The organism is Shewanella decolorationis S12, from assembly GCF_000485795.1.
GTDB classification, from domain to species: Bacteria; Pseudomonadota; Gammaproteobacteria; order Enterobacterales; family Shewanellaceae; genus Shewanella; species Shewanella decolorationis.
The window spans coordinates 850,898-868,409 of record NZ_AXZL01000076.1; the positions used below are offsets into that span (position 1 = coordinate 850,898).

Below are 17,512 nucleotides of genomic sequence, written 5' to 3' on the forward strand. Positions count from 1 at the left end.
TTTTTATTTCCGCATTTTTTTATACAAAACAGCTGGTTTGTCCATCTATCTATTCTCGCAAATCCCGATAAAAAGGGTTGATCGAATAGCTATTTCTCCCCTACATTAGAGTCATGTCCTAGCACTAAAATGGAATGCATCATGCTGAGAGAACTCGAAAAAGCAGAACAAAAGTGGGGCGGTTCAAATAAGCTTATAGATCAATGGCTAGAAAATCGTCGTAAACTTCTTGTGCATTACTGCCAAATTGCAGGGCTTCCTCCTTACACGAATGCTGAAAAATCTCTTCCTTCATTTGACCACGTAAAATCCTTCTGCGACCTATTAGTGGATTACGTCTCCGAAGGCCATTTTGAGGTTTACGATCAAGTGATTAATGCCTGTGAAAAATTTGGAGCATCTTGTAAAGCGACAATTCAACAGGTATTACCTCAAATTACCCCGACAACCCATGCGGCATTAGACTTTAATGATAAGTACGCCGAAGCGCTGGATGACCAAGTGTTATACCAGCTCGATAAGGATCTCTCCGAACTGGCCCACACCATGGAAACCCGTTTCGAGTTAGAAGATAAACTGCTTGAGGTATTACATAGCAAATATTCTGAGCATGCAGCCCAACAAGCGTAATTCATGCGAACAGTTATCCGCAGCGATTCGCGCCATTGCTAGTCGAAGACAAACTGGGAGATAAGCCGCAATCCATGTAATGGCGTTTTAAGATTGGTAGCGACCTCTTAACCAAACGCTTAGCTTAGCAATAGCATCCACAAAAAAAGCCAGCTTTCGCTGGCTTTTTCATTATCATATCAATCGATTATACAGCTGATTGAAAGATCACTTGTGATGCTTTCTTAGTGTAAGAATCGATTTGATCGAAGTTCAAGTAACGGTAAGTGTCAGCTGCAGTTGCATCTAACTCTTTCGCGTATTCTTGGTATTCTTCAACCGTAGGCAGACGACCTAACAGTGCTGCCACTGCCGCTAATTCCGCAGACGCTAAGTATACGTTTGCACCTGTACCTAAACGGTTCGGGAAGTTACGGGTAGAAGTCGATACTACAGTTGCACCTTCAGCCACACGTGCTTGGTTACCCATACACAGTGAACAGCCTGGGATCTCGATACGCGCACCAACGCGACCAAAAATACCGTAGTAGCCTTCCTCGGTCAGTTGGTCTTTGTCCATCTTAGTCGGTGGTGCAATCCAAAGACGTGTTGGCAGCGTCTTAGCGAACTTGTCTAACATCTTACCGGTCGCACGGAAGTGACCGATGTTAGTCATACAAGAACCCACGAACACTTCGTCAATCTTAGTTTGCGCAACAGATGACAGTAATACAGCATCATCAGGATCGTTAGGCGCACACAGGATTGGCTCTTTGATCTCGTTCAGATCGATTTCGATCACTGCTGCGTACTCAGCATCCTTGTCAGCACTCATCAGCTCAGGATTCGCTAACCACTCTTCCATGCCTTTGATACGACGCTCTATCGTGCGACGGTCACCGTAACCTTCAGCGATCATCCACTTCAGCATAGTGATGTTAGAGTTCAGGTACTCGATGATTGGCTCTTTGTCTAACTTGATAGTACAACCCGCTGCAGAGCGTTCTGCTGAGGCGTCAGACAGTTCAAATGCCTGTTCTACTTTCAGGGTTTCTAAGCCTTCGATTTCCAGTACGCGACCAGAGAAGATGTTGATCTTACCTTTCTTCTCAACAGTCAGCAGACCCATTTCAATCGCTTTTAATGGGATAGCATGTACTAGATCACGTAGGGTGATACCAGGTTGCATCTTGCCCTTGAAGCGCACTAATACAGATTCTGGCATGTCCAGAGGCATCACACCGGTCGCAGCAGCGAAGGCAACAAGACCAGAACCCGCAGGGAATGAAATACCGATTGGGAAACGCGTATGTGAGTCACCACCAGTACCTACTGTGTCTGGTAATAACATACGGTTTAACCAAGAGTGGATAACGCCGTCACCTGGGCGCAGAGACACACCGCCACGGTTCATGATGAAATCTGGCAGCGTGTGGTGAGTGTTAACGTCAACTGGTTTTGGATAAGCGGCAGTGTGGCAGAATGACTGCATAGTCAAATCGGCACTGAAGCCTAAACAGGCTAAGTCTTTCAGCTCGTCACGGGTCATAGGACCGGTAGTGTCCTGTGAACCTACAGAAGTCATCTTAGGCTCACAGTATTGACCTGGACGTACGCCAGCAACACCACAGGCTTTACCGACCATCTTCTGTGCAAGGGTATAACCTTTGCCATTATCAGCGATGTCCTGTGGACGTACGAATACGTCAGACGCTGGTAAACCTAATACCGCACGTGCTTTGTCAGTTAAACCACGACCGATGATCAGTGGAATACGACCACCTGCACGCACTTCGTCTAACAGTACGTCGGTTTTCAGGCTGAACTCAGAAATCACTTCATCTGAGCCATGACGCTTTACAACACCAGCGTATGGGTAAATGTCGATCACATCGCCCATTTCCATTTTGCTGACGTCGAGTTCGATTGGTAGTGCGCCCGCATCTTCCATAGTGTTGAAGAAAATCGGCGCAATTTTGCCACCTAAGCAGAAACCACCAGCACGTTTGTTAGGTACGAATGGGATATCATCGCCCATGAACCACAGTACTGAGTTAGTCGCAGATTTACGTGATGAACCAGTACCTACAACGTCACCCACGTAAACTAATGGGAAACCTTTGGTTTTCAGTTCTTCTAATTTCTTGATTGGACCTACGCTGCCAGGTACATCTGGCTCGATACCATCACGTGCGTTTTTCAGCATAGCTAAGGCGTGCAATGGGATATCTGGACGTGACCAAGCATCGGGTGCTGGTGACAGGTCGTCGGTGTTGGTTTCACCAGAGACTTTGAATACGGTCAGGGTGACTTTGTCCGCTAATTTTGGACGGCTTAAGTACCAGTCTGCATTTGCCCACGCTTCAACCACTTGTTTAGCATAGACGTTACCGGCTTCCATTTTCTCAACCACATCGTGGAAAGAGTCAAACATCAGCAAAGTGTGAGATAAGGCTTTAGCAGCTAAAGGCGCCAGAGCGGGGTTATCTAACTGAGCGATCAGCGGCTCGATGTTATAGCCACCTTGCATAGTGCCTAATAACTCAGTCGCACGTTCGGCAGATAGTATGGGTGAAGTTGCAGTGCCTTTAGCAACCGCATCTAAGAACGCGGCTTTTACATAGGCGGCTTCGTCAACACCGGGGGGAATTCGATTTTCGAGCAGGTCAAGAATAACAGCTTCTTCACCAGCGGGGGGATTTTGAACCAATTTAACCAGTTCAGCCACTTGATGTGCATCTAATGGCTTAGGGACTACGCCCTCTGCAGCACGTTCTGCGACGTGTTTACGATATGCTTCTAGCACGGCAACATTCCTCTTTGTTTGGCGCTCTAACAACGAAACTGCACGTCTTCTCAATTGAAGCTGACAGTCCGACATGATCGACCCGTATTTCCGGCCAGCAGTATACTACAGCTTTGCAAAAGTATGAATCAGGTCACACTCGGCAAAAGACGAAATAAGGGCTAAATCCGGAGGTGCAACTCAACTTACGGCAACAATAAAACAATGGAAATTAGACAATAGTTTGAAAACAGATAAAAAACCATAATTGACAAATAGTTAACATACGTTCATCAATTTAAAATCGAACGATTATTTTTTTGGACATCAATTCCTTTCCACCAAAAATATTTCTCAACTTTGTGTGTTTAGGCTTTGAAGATGACGGGCTTAAACTTACACTCAAGCTCGAATGACCCATTTCCCATCCCTTGGAGTAGTAATGACATCCCTTAGTATTCAAGCTGTTATCTTTGATATGGATGGTGTGTTAATCGATTCAGAACCCCTTTGGCAACGGGTTGAGTATGAAGTCTTATCGGCACTTGGCGTGCCCGTCACTATCGAAACGATTCAACAAACCACAGGTTTACGTATCGACCAATGTGTCGACTATTGGTATCACAAAGCACCTTGGGCCGATTACGACAATGCCAAGGTCAGCACCGCCATCGTCGATAAAGTCGCAGAGGAAATCCTGCGAACGGGCGAAGCCATGCAAGGCGTTCAACAAGCCATTGATTACTGCCAAGCTAAAGGCTTAAAGATAGGCCTAGCCACCTCTTCTTTTTACACCATTATCGAAGCCGTACTCAGTAAACTCGGCCTAAGCGATAAGTTTATGGCGGTACAATCCGCCGAAGGTCTCACCTATGGCAAACCCCATCCCGAGGTGTACTTAAATTGCGCCGCCGCGTTAGGAGTCGACCCGCGTTATTGCCTCGCGATTGAAGACTCTTTCAATGGTCTTATCGCCGCCCGCGCTGCCAATATGCAGACCGTCGCCATTCCCGCACCGGAGCAACGCGGGCAGGCCAAATGGGTTGTCGCCCATCACCAAGCCGACAGCTTGTTAGATTTACCGGCTATCTTGGGCTAATCACAGCAACAATTGACGCAAATAAAAAAGCCAGACATCCGTCTGGCTTTTTCATTTTCATCCTATGGATTACCAGATTTTTACGCGCTCTTCTGGTTTTAAGTACATCTTATCGCTCTCTTTCAGCTCAAAAGCTTTGTAGAAAGCTTCAATATTGCGCGGTGTCCCCATCGCGCGGTAATGGCTGGGTGAATGAGGGTCAGTCAACAGACGACGACCTAACTCTTCATCACGGTAATTACGACGCCATACCTGTGACCAACCGACGAAGAAACGCTGCTCGCCCGTTAAGCCATCGAGCACGGGAGCAGGTTTACCGTTTAAGCTCATCATATAGGCGCGAGCAGCTACTGTTAACCCACCTAAGTCACCGATGTTTTCGCCTAAGGTTAAATCACCGTTCACAAACTTACCGGGCAACGCTTCATAGCCAGAATACTGCGCCGACAGTTGCTTACCGCGTTTTTGGAACTCTTCACGGTCTTTATCAGACCACCAATCACGCAGGTTGCCGTCGCCATCGTACTTAGCACCTTGGTCGTCGAAACCATGGCTGATTTCGTGGCCAATTACCGCACCGATACCACCGTAGTTAACCGCATCATCGGCTTCCATATTGAAGAATGGCGGTTGCAGAATCGCCGCAGGGAATACGATTTCATTGCCAACAGGGCTGTAATAAGCGTTCACCGTTTGTGGTGTCATATGCCACTCGGTACGATCGATTGGCTTACCTAACTTGTTGATCATGTCTTGATATTCGAAGTTGGCATAACGCATATAGTTACCCACCAGCTCATCAGGCTTGATCTCTAACGCTGTGTAGTCTTTCCACTTGTCTGGATAACCAATCTTGTAGGTAAACTTAGACAGTTTTTCTTGAGCCGCGACTTTCGTTTCAGGCGTCATCCACTCGAGTTCGTTGATGCTGACTTCAAAAGCTTTGATCAAGTTTTTGATCATGGTTTCCATGCGGGCTTTTGCTTCTGGTTTGAAATATTGCTTAACGTACTCCTCACCGACTAACTCACCAATCACTTGGTCGGCGCCATCTACCGCCTTTTTCCAACGTGGTTGTTGTTCTTCAATACCCATTAAGGTTTTGCCTTTAAAGGCAAAGTTAAGGTCAACGAAGTTTTTGCTTAACAGCTCAGCATAGCTATCCACTAAGTGGAACGTTAAGTAATCCTGCCAAGCTGAAACGGGGAAGGCATCAAAATTAGCGCCTAACTTTTCTAAGTATGATGGCTGACGCACGATGACTTCAGTCACTTTATCGCCAAGGCCCGCACTGGTCGCAAAGGCATTGATATCAAACTTGCCAGTGAGTTTTTGCAGCTCGGCACGGCTCAGTTTGTTGTAAGACTTGTTAGCATCGCGAGATTCAACGCGGCTCCACTGGCTCTTAGCGATCATCATCTCGATGTCGGCTACGTTTTTCGCGGCACGTTTTGCATTTTTATAGCCTGCTTCAGTCAGAATATCAGTCACATATTTCGCCATTGCTTGGCGATTAGCGACAAACTTAGCGTCATCTTTTAAGTAGTAATCGCGGTCTGGCAAGGTTAAGCCCGACTGGCTTAAATACACTGCATATTGGGTAGAATTTTTCGCGTCGTTATTGACGTAAAAACCAAAGGGAATGCCTGAGCCGCTGGTCAGTAATTTACCCATCACAGCGGGTAATTCGCCGTGGGTTTTCACCGCCGCGATATCCGCCATCAAAGGATTGAGCGGCGTCACACCTAAGGTTTCGAGCAAATCGGTATTCATAAAGCTGGCGTTAAAGTCACCGATTTTTTGATTATTAGAGCCAGGAGCAGCATCTTTTTGCGCTGCGGCGGCATCGATGATTTTTTTCAACGCATCTTGGCTTTGATCGTACAGCACAGAGAATGCACCGTAGTTAGACTTGTCGGCAGGGATAGGCGTATTCGCTAACCATTTACCGTTCACGCTGTAATAAAAATCGTCTTGATGGCGAACTGAGGCATCAAAGTTTTGTAATTCAATGCCAGAAACCGCGGCGACTTCAGTTTTAGGCTCGCTGCTGCAAGCGGCTAAACCTAGGCTCAGGGCAATCCCCAGCGCCAGTGTGCTAATCTTCTTCATTGTTTTCCCCAGCTTCCGTTGAGAGTGTTGTTATTTTTTCCTGCAAAACCTTAGCATTTTGCCTAGTTTGGCTGTAGCAAGATTTTGTAAAAGGTTATGACACTTAGTGATATTTGCGCAAACCAGTATAAACGCGATTTTTAGATTATGCGGGAATAGTGTTCAGCAGGAAAAACGAAGGGCATAACCTTAGTTATGCCCTTCGATCGATTTAGAAGGCTTTACCGACAAATAAATACAAGGATTTATCACCCATATCTGTAATACCAAAGCCCAGTGCTGCCGGCCCCATAGAAGTATCTGTACCTATGTAAAGGCTAGAAGCATAGATAAGGTCTGAGAGGGATACCTCTGAGCGTTCATACCATACATTTCCCGCCTCTAAACTTAGCCCTAAATAGAGTGGGTAATCTCTCATACCTAATAAGGCATCTCGGCCCAGATCATACTGATAGACAAAGGCGCCAAAGAGCTTATGCGCCCCTGTGAGCGAGTCCTTGTGATAACCAGAAAGGTTTAAGAAACCGCCCAAATCGGACAAGTGTAACGTATTAAGTCCGTCATTATTATTTGTCGCAAGCGACGCTTTACCCACAAAGGCATGATTGCCAACGCTGAGCGCGCCTTTCCAATCGGCTTCAACCTGAACACTAAATTCGTTTTTATTGTTATCAACGACATCGTCAAAATCTTCATTACGCACATACACATTTAAGGTGATGCGGTTACCCGAAGTCGGGAAACTAATACTGTCTAAGCTGTCATAACCAACCCTCAAGTAAGCACCGTAGGAGTTAAAATCAAAATCCTTCAGCAACCAGGCATCATTGACGATAACGCCTTTCTCCCCCACTAAACCAAATTCAATAAACCCTTGCAAGACATAGTTATAACCAATTCCTAATTCAATAGTGTGGGTTTTCTTGTCAAAGACAAAAACACGGTTATTGTTATCGTAGAGATCCCAATTATGAACATCGAATTGATATCGGGCTCGACTATAAAACTCTTGATCTCTATCTAGCGGTTGATAAAACTCGGTTGCAAATAGCTTTTCGAACCCTAGCTTGACCTCATTACGCCACTCTCCACCGTTAAAAGTTAGGTCAGTCATGGTGTAAGCCATATCAAAACTAATCGCCGAGTCGGAACTAAAATCATCTTCCCAATTAAACCCGAGTTGGAAATAATTCGGCCCCCAAGATTTAGCACGGGTGGTCACAGTAAGTACTCGACCTTCCTCACCTTCCACAAACTCAGCATCCACACGCTCAAATTTGTTTAAGGCATAAATCCGTTTTAACGCATCGTTTAACTCATCCTTAGTCACGGCTTGGCCTGCCTCAAGGTTCAAGGTTTCCTTCAATAGGTTAAGGCTAACCTTAGACTGGTTATCGAATACGATTTCTTTAATGGGATGGGCCACATTTGCAATTAAAAGCTTACCCTTGGCCTTCTTAGCCTCGACATAGGCGGCATATTCTTCGGCACTGACACTCATGTTTTGCAATTTATCTAACTGCCCATTCGCAGCTTCTTTTCCTAGCGTTAGCGCCAAAGGCATGATGGTAAAATCTGTGGTACTTAAAGCATCAATGGCGGGACGAATTAGTACGTCTTTATCGGTTAGTAATTGTTTTTGCTTTTCGGTACTGGCATTGGTCAAAAAATTTGATAACTGGTCGAGCACCGCTATCGTGCTATCGAGCTTATCTTTTTTTACCAAGGGTGAACCGATATCCACAGCAATGATGATATCCGCGCCCATGGCCTTAACCACATCCACGGGCATGTTGTTGGCAATACCACCATCGACTAACAACTTGCCATCAATCTGAGTGGGTTGTAGTGCGCCGGGTACTGTTGCAGAGGCCTGCATGGCTTTGACTAAACTGCCATGGTTAATCACAACGGGTAAACTAGTTTCTAAATCCGTCGCAACCGCACGATAGGGTATAGCTAAAGTATCAAAATCACCAAATTGTTGAACTAAATCAGTTGACTGGCGCAATAACTGCGACATAGTTTGCCCGCGTAACAAACCGCTCGGCGCCCTAACCTCACCCTCGGTATAACCGATATTAAGGGGAATATTGTAGCGATCACGTAACTGCTTATCTCGATAACTCAATACATTACGCGGGATGGTATCCGAATAGCCACTATCCCAATCGACCCCCATCATAATGGCTTCGACTTCACTAGCGCTGTAGCCCAAAGAATACATGCCAGCAACATAGGCACCTATGCTGGTGCCTGCGATGTAGTCCACGGGAATATGATGTTCCTCTAGAATTTTAAGCACGCCCACATGGGCAGCACCTTTAGCACCGCCACCGCTTAACACTAGCCCCACTTTTGGCCGTTCGGCCGCATACAAAGGAGTTAGCAACACACATAAAATTAGAGTAGCTAGTATTTGGCGCATCATAATGAGTACTTTTTATGGGATCAAAATTTCGAGTTAATATTAACAAATTTATCTATTTAACCGTCAGTCATATTTTATCTGAACCGATGAGTTAAGAATTAAACAACGCATTAATACTTAATTCGATATCAGGTAAATGCAACAAACCAAAAATGGCTGCGCAAACTTGCTTGCAAAATTATTGCGCTATTGAGGTGTTAGCATTCAGTATCAAGATTGCAATGAAGCCTGCGGGCACTGTTGCTGCAAATATTTCTCAAAATCGCTGACAGGCATAGGCTTAGCAAAATAATAGCCTTGGATAATATAACAACCACGGCTAAAGATTTGCTCAAGTTGCTCAACCGTTTCTACGCCTTCAGCCACAACGGTTAGTTTCAAGTTACGCGCTAACTCAATAATACTGCTCACAATCGCCTGATCAGCAGCATTTGAAGCGATATCAATTAAAAATGAACGGTCAATTTTAAGCGTATCCACTTCAAAATTTCGTAAATAAGCCAAAGAAGAGTAACCCGTACCAAAGTCATCAATCGCGACTTCAATCCCTAGGTCATCAAGTTGTTTTAAATGGGTCTTAGCCACTTGCAACTCTTTCATTAATACCCCTTCAGTGATTTCCAAGCACAAAGAGGCAGCAGGCATCCCAGTATCGCTGAGTATCTTCTTTACACCGTCAATAAAATCAGGTTGACGGAAATGCACAGCCGAAATATTAACCGACAACTTAAAGGGCTGAGTCATTGCTTTAGCCCATCTTGCCCCATCCAAACATGCCGTTCGCAAAACCCAACGGTCAATATCCACAACCAAACCACAAGCCTCAGCAACTTTAATAAAAATATCGGGGCGCACAAATCCATCGACAGGATGCCGCCAGCGAATGAGTGCTTCCATTCCGATAAATTTATCTCCACGCAAAATATCAATTTGTGGTTGATAATGGAGCTCGAACTCTTCTCGCTCGATAGCTTTACGCAAATCAGCTTCTAAACGTAGGTGATATAAGGCTTGGGCATTACGTTCTGAAGAATAATATTTAAAGTTTCCTCGCCCTTCTTCTTTGGCGTGATACATGGCTAAATCGGCATTTTTGATAAAGGCTTCTGGCTGTATTGCATCATCGGGCCATATGCTAATCCCAATACTGGTAGAAATATAAAACTCCCTACCAAACAATCTAAAAGGCGCCACAATTTGCGCTAAGAGTTGTTCTGCTAAGTGATTGATATCATCTAACTCTTTCACATTTTTTAATAAAATAACAAACTCATCACCACCAAAGCGACAAAGCAAATGCTCACTGCCGATACAGGATTGCAATCGATTTGAAGCCTCGACCAGAAGCGCATCCCCCATACTATGACCATAGGAGTCATTCACATGCTTAAACCGGTCAAGATCGAGAAACAGTAACGCTAACTTTTGACCATGCTGTTGTGCAGTCTGTATCGCCTGCGTTAACCGATTTGAGAATAAAGATCGATTAGGTAGCCCAGTTAATACATCATAATTGGCTAGTCGACGAAGGTCAGCCTCAGTACGTTTTCTGTCTGTAATATCTGAGAATACAACAACATAATGAAGTGCATTTTCATTCACTGACTGCATCACTGACACGTTAAGCCATACAGGACACACCAATCCATTTTGCCCAACAAGTTCACGCTCTCCAGTCCATGAGCTATCTTGGCCAAGTAAGTGCGCCACTTCCGTTGACAGTCCGTCCTTCATTTGCACAAATTGCGAAAACGATAAGCCTACTAGGCTCTTTTGTTCAGAACCTAAGATGTGCTGCGCAGCATGATTTGCGACACGGATGTTTTCATTCACATCTAAAATCAATACACCTTCCGATGTGTTTTCAAATGCTTGAGCTAATAGACTGACCTCATCCTCAAGCTGACGCTGCAAAGTAATATCGCTGTAAATACCGGCTACTCGCTCAATTACCTTGGTTTGCTTATTCCGCTGTACGGGACGACCACGGACCCTCAACCAACCCCAATTACCATCACGACGCTGGTAGCGATATTCGGCCTCAAACCGATCAATCTCACCTGCCAGCATACTGTTCCACTGTGCCAGCGCCTTATCCCTATCCTCAGAATGAACGGGGAGCTCCTCAAGGGAAACGACTATCTCATTGGCATGGCTACCCAGCACTGAGCCGCGATTATCAAGGTAAAAACTCTGGGTATCTCTATGCCATTCCCACAGGTCGGAGTCGCTACCACGAAGCGATTGGCGTAAACGGTCATCACTCTCGGTTAATGCCTGATTCATTGTCATGAAAGTGCGTACTTGACGCTGACGATACCAAGCTAAACTCAGCGCAATAATCGAAAACACTAATAATAATAGACCTTTAAACCCTTGAGTCAGCCACCAGTGCTGCTCAACATAGAAAGGAAAAGTAAAGGGCTTATCTGACCAGATTCCATTGACTTGGCTTAACACCTCAAGTACATATTCTCCCGCTGCTAAGCCTGCGAGGTTTACCTGCGACTCACCTTGGAGCAACACGTAGTTATCTTCCTCCCCTTGATATCTGAGTCGATATTTAAATTGTATTGGCGAATCATCAAGGTAATCGAGGTTAGTGATCTGCAGGCTTACCATATTGGCACCGGGCTTAATCACCATCAACGGTTTAGGTAGCAACGAGACTTGGGTATTGTTGTCGTAATAAACCGATACCGACTCCAACATCACATGATCATCGGCAATACGGTTGACCATCTTGTCCACATCAAGGTTCATCACCCCTTCAGGAGTACCAATATACAGACCTGAAACGGCAGAATAGAAATAGGCGCCTTCATTCATTTCATTAGAAATCAGGCCATCAAGTTGGTTAAACATTGAGATTTGCCCAGTCGCTCTATCTTGACGGATTAGCGAATCGGCACAGGCAACGACATTGGCATTGGTTGTTTTTTGGATAAAAAATACTGAACTACAATTTACTTGCCATTGTGAACTTAACGAAACCAGTTTGCCGCCGTGGAGATTTAATTCGAATAAGCCCCTTTCATAGGAGCCAAACCACATCACTCCAGGAGATATTTCTTCAATATGACTAATCGGTGGCTCAGAGCTCAAGCCGCTGAAAAATCCCCTCTTATCGTGGAATAGGTTTTGCTCATCAATAAAACCAAACACTCGTCTTCCGCCTAACCATAACTTGCCATCGGAAGCTCGATACAAAGTACGAATAGTAGGTCGCTTGGGTTCTGGTGAGTCCCCCGTCGATCCATCAATATTAAAAGGCTGTGGCTCAAACAGCCCTTGCTCCCAAAAATAGAGACCCGTTCCTGTCGCGATCCAAAATCGTCCCTTTAATTTGGGATCAACATAGGTGCTATAAATGAGCTTATTTTTAAACTCTTCACTCCCATGGGCCCACTGTGAAAAACTCATTCCTTTTAGGGTTAATTTATCGACAACAAATAACCCACTGGTGGTCGAAACTAATAAATAATGCTCGATAAACTGACTGATCCCATAAATACTCTCATGGGCTTTCAACCCGTCTATCTCAACGGTCACCGCTTTCTGGTTATTTTTCCCCACAAAACTAAGATTTGAAGCACCAAACCATAACCCTTCATCACTTGCAAACACAGACCACACCATAGGATCGGGTAGCCCATAGGGGGGTTCGCTTGTGTAGGTATCGAGAATAAAATCCGGCTGCGAAGCCAGCAATGCCAAGCCATCACCAGAGCCGCCCACCCACATTAAGCCAGCATTATCAAATAAGATGGCCTTCAATGTTTCCATATTGGCTTGCGTCTTAAGCTCTTGTTGATAATTTTCAATCTGATGGGTATCTGGAGACCACTTTAATAAACCTGCCCGACTCGAAAACCAAATCTCACCATTATGGCCCTCAACCATAGCGGTACTCCAATCGGGTAATTCAGGAACAGGAAAAATCTGTAAGGTTTTTGGTTCTAATCGGTAAATCCCTCGACTGGTTGCAATCCAAATACGCTGTTTTGAATCCTCAAGCATATCCAGAATACTTCCCATAGGTTCAGTCCATTGGTAATCAACGACTTTTTCCCCGGCACTGTTGAGGAGTAACAATTGAAATTGACCCGCAACAAGAAACTGACCATCAGGCATGCTCAATAACTTGCGCCAGGGTAGATCGCGATTAACGGGTAACTGACTCACTAAAGTTAAGGTTAAGGTTGAGGGGGATAAGTCGTAAATCTGGCCGTTATCAATCAACAAGCGCCATTCTTGGGCATTTTTACGAGCAGCAGAAATTAACACTCCACCAGGGAAATGAGGGAATAAATTAGGTGACCCCATCTGGGTAAATTGATTTTTTGCGATGTCATAAAGATAGGTTGCGGCATTGGTACTGACTAACAGCATATCGCGATCGATATTGACAACTGTTGTCAAAAACTCATCTGCAAGGCGTAACTCAGAACCCGTTTTATCAATTCGCCTCACTTTAGAATTACTAACCCGATATAAACCTTGCTCGGTTGCTGCCCATATAAAACCATGGTCATCGAGTGTGAGCGCGCGAATACTGGTCGCTTCAAGTCCGTCCCTGTCGGAAAAAACCCGTTGTACAAAACTACCCGCCCAAGCCGAATGAAGACCTGAACAAAAAACCAATATTGATGCCAAAAGGAAGTGGATTATTATTTTTTTCATTTGACGACTTACTTAACACCATAGTTTTACTGTAGCAGTTCAACAGTCTGAATACACCCGCACATTCACATTAACTTTACATTTTTACTTAGGCAATAAAAAAGCGCCCTAAAGGCGCTTTTACGAATATAAGTCTCAACTTATTTCAGGACGAGACAAAGGTTAAATTACTTTTTCTTTGCCTTTGGGTTTGGCAGATCAGTAATAGAACCTTCGTAGATTTCAGCCGCTAGACCTACTGACTCGTGCAGCGTTGGGTGAGCGTGAATGGTTAATGCTAAATCTTCAGCATCACAACCCATTTCGATTGCTAGGCCGATTTCGCCTAACAGTTCGCCACCGTTCACACCCACGATAGCACCACCGATTACGCGGTGAGTGTCTTTATCGAAAATCAGCTTAGTCATACCTTCGCTGCAATCAGAAGCGATAGCACGGCCAGAGGCAGCCCATGGGAAAGTCGCGGTTTCGTAAGCAATACCTTGCTCTTTCGCTTCTTTCTCAGTCAGACCAACCCAGGCCACTTCAGGGTCTGTGTAAGCGATTGATGGGATGACTTTTGGATCGAAGTAGTGCTTCATGCCAGCGATCACTTCGGCCGCTACGTGGCCTTCGTGCACGCCTTTGTGAGCCAACATTGGTTGACCAACGATGTCACCGATAGCGTAGATGTGCGGTACGTTTGTACGTAATTGCTTGTCTACGTTGATGAAACCACGCTCGTCGATCTTAACGCCTGCTTTTTCAGCGTCGATCAGCTTGCCATTTGGCGTACGACCGATAGCCACTAACACTGCATCGTAACGTACTGGCTCAGTTGGTGCGCTCTTACCTTCCATCGAAACGTAGATACCGTCTTCACGGGCTTCAACCGCAGTGACTTTGGTTTCGAGGATCAGGTTGAATTTCTTCTTGATTTGCTTAGTGAATACGCGAACAACGTCTTTGTCAGCCGCAGGGATCACTTGGTCGAACATTTCAACCACGTCGATTTCACTGCCTAAAGATGAATACACAGTACCCATTTCTAAACCGATGATACCGCCGCCCATAACCAGCAGTTTGCCAGGAACTTCTTTCAGTTCTAATGCGTCAGTCGAATCCCAAATACGTGGGTCTTCATGGGGAATGAATGGCAGTTTGATTGGGCGAGAACCCGCAGCGATAATCGCTTGGTCAAACTTAACAACGGTCACAGTACCGTCTTCAGCAGTCACTTCTAAGCTGTTAGGGCCAGTAAATTTACCGAAGCCATTAACAACGTTTACTTTACGCATTTTAGACATGCCGCCTAAGCCACCAGTCAACTGGCTGATCACTTTTTGCTTGAAGCTGCGTAACTTGTCTAAATCGATTGTTGGCTCGCCGAACACAACACCGTGTGCAGCAACGGCTTTGGCTTCTTCGATAACTTTAGCAACGTGTAACAGGGCTTTAGATGGGATACAACCCACGTTCAGACACACGCCACCTAAAGTGCTAAAACGTTCAACGATAACGGTTTCCAGACCTAAGTCAGCCGCACGGAAGGCAGCAGAATATCCAGCAGGACCTGCACCTAATACCACTACCTGAGTTTTGATTTCGTTACTCATGTTTTCCTCTAATTCTCATTCAATCCGTTGGAGGAGAGTAATCCTGCCAACCGAAAATGCGCCAGCGCGTAAGGTGGGCGCATTTTAACCTGTGTTTGATACTGATCACAATAAACAAAAGGCCACTCAAGTTGAGCAGCCTTATTTGTTTACAGAATCAAAGTACGAATATCGGACAGAATTCCTGACAGGGTCACACTAAAGCGTGCAGCCATAGCACCATCGATCACTCGGTGATCGTATGATAACGACAGTGGCAACATCAATTTAGGCTCGAATTCTTTACCATTCCACTTAGGCTTAATTTCAGATTTAGACACACCTAAAATCGCCACGTCTGGGTAGTTAACGATTGGGGTAAATGCAGTACCACCAATGCCACCTAGGCTTGAAATAGTGAAGCAGCTACCCTGCATATCGGCAGATTTGAGCTTACCATCGCGGGCGCGGATAGAAATATCGGCCAGCTCACGAGATAACTCGATGATGCCTTTCTTATCCACATCACGTACCACAGGTACCACTAGACCGTTTGGCGTATCCACCGCCACACCGATGTGGTAGTACTTCTTCTGGATCAGTGATTCACCGTCGCTGCTTAAGCTTGAGTTGAACACTGGGAACTGTTGCAGCGTTTTCGCCACAGCTTTCATCATAAAGACCAGCGGAGTGATCTTATAATCGGCTTTCTTCTTCGCCGCCGCGTCGTTCTGCTGCTTACGGAACTCTTCCATTTCGGTGATATCAGCTTCATCGAACTGAGTCACGTGAGGAATAGTTACCCAGTTACGGTGTAGGTTTGGACCAGAGATCTTCTGGATACGGCTTAATGGAATTTCTTCCACTTCACCAAACTTGCTGAAATCCACTTTCGGTGCAGCAATCACTTGCAGACCACCACCGTTACCCGCTGCAACTGAAGTTGCTGCTGTCGCCTTAGGACGAGACAGTTCGTACTTCACATACGCCTGCACGTCTTCCTTCATGATGCGACCTTTACGGCCAGAACCTGTCACTTGAGTGAGGTCCACACCAAATTCACGGGCCAAACGACGAACCGCTGGAGACGCATGAACCACACCGGTTGCCACTGGCGCACCCGCACTTGGGTGATGTGGAACCGGTGGACGGCTCGGCGCGGCTGCAACAGGTGCTGGTGCCGCTTCTTGGGCGACAGGTGCAGAAACTGGCGCTGCGGCTTGAGCTACTGACGCTGGCGCACTGCCAGCACTTGCTGTTGCAACGGAAGTAGTCTCAATCGTCGCAATCACGCTACCTTGAGAAACCTTGTCACCCACTTTAACGGTTAACGACAACAGTTTACCGGCGAATGGCGCAGGCACTTCCATGGTCGCTTTATCGGTTTCTAACGTGATCAAACCTTGGTCAGCAGTGATCATATCACCCACAGACACTAGCACTTCGATCACATCGACATTGCTGGCATCACCAATATCTGGCACTTGGATTTCTTTAACGGCAACCACTGGTGCAGCAGCTACTGGAGCAACAGCCGCCGCAGGTGCCGCTTGAGCGACAGGAGCTGATGCTGCTGGCGCGCTTGCTTGTGGAGCAGCGGCAGCAGGAGCTGCGCCACCCACTTCGAGCATGATCACTAATGAGCCTTGGGAAACCTTGTCACCCACAGCCACTTTCACTTCTTTTACCACACCCGCGAATGGCGATGGTACGTCCATAGTCGCTTTGTCGGTTTCAAGCGTGATAAGGCCAGCGTCAACCTCAATCTTATCGCCAGCGGCAACTAAGACTTCGATAACAGACACATCGGTGTCACCACCGATATCCGGCACAGTGACTTCAACCACTTGGGTTGCGCCCGTCGCTGTCGCGGCAGCCACAGGGGCTGGAGCCGCTTGTACTGGAGCAGGTGCTGCTGGGGCTGGCGCAGGAGCGGCAGCTTGAGCAACTGGCGCAGCAGCTTGAGCAGAAGCACCCGTTGCTTGTATCAACGCAATTAAGGTGCCTTCACTGACTTTGTCACCAACAGCCACTTTCAACTCGGCTAACACACCCGCGAAAGGCGCAGGAATGTCCATGGTCGCCTTATCGCTTTCAACGGTCAGAATCGACTCTTCAGCCGCTAAGGTATCGCCCACAGCAGCACAAATCTCAATGACTTGCACTTCATCGCCGCCGATATCAGGAACAAAAACTTCTTTTAATTCAGCCATTTTTAT

At 46.1% G+C, this 17,512-nt stretch carries 8 protein-coding genes; 2 read left to right on the forward strand and 6 right to left on the reverse strand.

What is annotated here, in order from left to right; all coding sequences use genetic code 11:
* The first annotated feature begins 141 nt into the window (after positions 1–141).
* Entirely contained in the window at positions 142–630 is a 489-nt protein-coding gene (gene rsd / locus SHD_RS20735; RefSeq protein WP_084294926.1) for a sigma D regulator, read from the forward strand.
* Between the two features lie 187 nt (positions 631–817).
* Here the strand turns inward: rsd and acnB are convergent, their stop codons facing one another.
* Positions 818–3,415 carry a bifunctional aconitate hydratase 2/2-methylisocitrate dehydratase gene (gene acnB / locus SHD_RS20740; RefSeq protein ID WP_039978860.1) on the reverse strand — a complete coding sequence of 866 codons (2,598 nt, stop codon included), beginning with the start codon at positions 3,413–3,415 and terminating at the stop codon, positions 818–820.
* A 421-nt stretch (positions 3,416–3,836) separates the two neighbouring features.
* Here acnB and hxpB point away from each other — a divergent pair, with 421 nt between their 5' ends.
* Positions 3,837–4,493 carry a hexitol phosphatase HxpB gene (hxpB, locus tag SHD_RS20745; RefSeq protein ID WP_011715645.1) on the forward strand — a complete coding sequence of 219 codons (657 nt, stop codon included), beginning with the start codon at positions 3,837–3,839 and terminating at the stop codon, positions 4,491–4,493.
* 69 nt (positions 4,494–4,562) lie between these two features.
* Here hxpB and SHD_RS20750 read toward each other — a convergent pair whose 3' ends face one another.
* From SHD_RS20750 to aceF, 5 genes are all read right to left on the reverse strand, one after another.
* Entirely contained in the window at positions 4,563–6,605 is a 2,043-nt protein-coding gene (locus SHD_RS20750) for a M13 family metallopeptidase (RefSeq protein WP_023268932.1), read from the reverse strand.
* Positions 6,606–6,816: 211 nt separating this feature from the next.
* Complete coding sequence (locus tag SHD_RS20755; protein WP_023268933.1) at positions 6,817–9,036, reverse strand: patatin-like phospholipase family protein; 2,220 nt, start codon at positions 9,034–9,036, stop codon at positions 6,817–6,819.
* A 210-nt stretch (positions 9,037–9,246) separates the two neighbouring features.
* A complete protein-coding gene (locus SHD_RS20760) occupies positions 9,247–13,719 on the reverse strand; it encodes an EAL domain-containing protein (RefSeq protein WP_023268934.1) in 4,473 nt (1,490 codons plus the stop codon).
* A gap of 167 nt (positions 13,720–13,886) precedes the next feature.
* The gene (gene lpdA, locus SHD_RS20765; RefSeq protein WP_011715641.1) at positions 13,887–15,314 is read right to left on the reverse strand and encodes a dihydrolipoyl dehydrogenase; all 1,428 of its coding nucleotides are present in this window, start codon (positions 15,312–15,314) and stop codon (positions 13,887–13,889) included.
* A gap of 149 nt (positions 15,315–15,463) precedes the next feature.
* Positions 15,464–17,506 carry a dihydrolipoyllysine-residue acetyltransferase gene (gene aceF, locus SHD_RS20770; RefSeq protein WP_023268935.1) on the reverse strand — a complete coding sequence of 681 codons (2,043 nt, stop codon included), beginning with the start codon at positions 17,504–17,506 and terminating at the stop codon, positions 15,464–15,466.
* Positions 17,507–17,512 lie beyond the last annotated feature (6 nt).

What these genes read in the sequence shown, in the direction of transcription:
- SHD_RS20750 (WP_023268932.1), bottom strand. Translation starts at nt 6,605, where the DNA reads ATGAAGAAGATTAGCACACTGGCGCTGGGGATTGCCCTGAGCCTAGGT.
- aceF (WP_023268935.1), bottom strand. Translation starts at nt 17,506, where the DNA reads ATGGCTGAATTAAAAGAAGTTTTTGTTCCTGATATCGGCGGCGATGAA.
- SHD_RS20760 (WP_023268934.1), bottom strand. Translation starts at nt 13,719, where the DNA reads ATGAAAAAAATAATAATCCACTTCCTTTTGGCATCAATATTGGTTTTT.
- lpdA (WP_011715641.1), bottom strand. Translation starts at nt 15,314, where the DNA reads ATGAGTAACGAAATCAAAACTCAGGTAGTGGTATTAGGTGCAGGTCCT.
- SHD_RS20755 (WP_023268933.1), bottom strand. Translation starts at nt 9,036, where the DNA reads ATGATGCGCCAAATACTAGCTACTCTAATTTTATGTGTGTTGCTAACT.
- rsd (WP_084294926.1), top strand. Translation starts at nt 142, where the DNA reads ATGCTGAGAGAACTCGAAAAAGCAGAACAAAAGTGGGGCGGTTCAAAT.
- hxpB (WP_011715645.1), top strand. Translation starts at nt 3,837, where the DNA reads ATGACATCCCTTAGTATTCAAGCTGTTATCTTTGATATGGATGGTGTG.